Here is an 896-nt window from a genome sequence, read left to right as displayed (position 1 = left end):
ACAGTCACGCGCCAGCATCACTTGCCCGACGATTTCGGCAGGGTCGAGATTGCGGACCAGCTTCATCGTACCCGTGTGGCAGAAACGACAGGTGAGCGTGCAGCCGACTTGGCTGGAGACGCACAAGGTGCCGCGATCGTCTTCGGGAATATAGACGGTTTCGATTTCATTGCCGTCGTCCATGCGCAGCAGCCACTTGCGCGTCCCATCGACGGAGAGGCGATCGACTTTATTTTCCGGGCGGCGGACTTCGTAGGTGTCGGCGAGGCGGCGGCGGAAATCCTTATGCAGCGTCGTCATCGCCTCGAAATCGGTTTCGCCACGATGATAAAGCCAGTGCCACAATTGCTTAGCGCGAAACGGCGCTTCGCCCAAAGCCAGCATTTCGGCCTTAAGCTCCTCGCGGGTCAGGCCGATCAGGTTCTTTTTGCGCGGCTCTTGTCCGGGAATACCCGTCGCGTCCAACCCATCCACACCCTGCGTCACGCCCGCTCTCCTCACGATCTCGCCCAGCACCTTAATCTTTGAAAGTAACAGATCGGCCTGCCCCTGCCCAGCCAGGGATTCTCATGCGCCCATGCACAGGCATTCTGCTCTTAAGCACGGCATTTTTGCTGAGGACAAAAACGTTGAATCACGGTATGATTGCAAAGAACAATCAAAAACATTCATAGAATGGTCAAACCTATGCACGACATCACCAAAATTTTTATCAATGCCGCCCAAACCCGAGATGAACGTTTACATTTTCTTAATATATCGAGCGACATCAATGAAACTTTACAACATGTTCGAGCTTTGATTATTCCTCATCTCCCTGAGATTGTAGATATATTTTATAATCATTTAAGCAAATTTTCTAAGCTTAACGCGATGCTGGGCGGACCGAGCCGGAT

The 896-nt window shown here is 52.2% G+C and carries 1 protein-coding gene and 1 pseudogene; one reads left to right on the top strand and one right to left on the bottom strand.

Annotated elements, in window-relative coordinates:
* A pseudogene (locus tag VZ95_RS20125) lies at positions 1 to 486 on the bottom strand (23S rRNA (adenine(2503)-C(2))-methyltransferase RlmN); the annotation flags it as partial.
* 201 nt (positions 487 to 687) lie between these two features.
* Here VZ95_RS20125 and VZ95_RS23490 point away from each other — a divergent pair.
* Positions 688 to 896 (top strand): protoglobin domain-containing protein (locus VZ95_RS23490; protein WP_198148442.1); only part of this gene is annotated, 209 nt, incomplete at its 3' end.

Origin of the sequence: Elstera litoralis, assembly GCF_000963705.1 — a bacterium.
Classification (GTDB): Bacteria; Pseudomonadota; Alphaproteobacteria; order Elsterales; family Elsteraceae; genus Elstera; species Elstera litoralis.
This window is presented reverse-complemented; position numbering and strand designations above follow the sequence as displayed.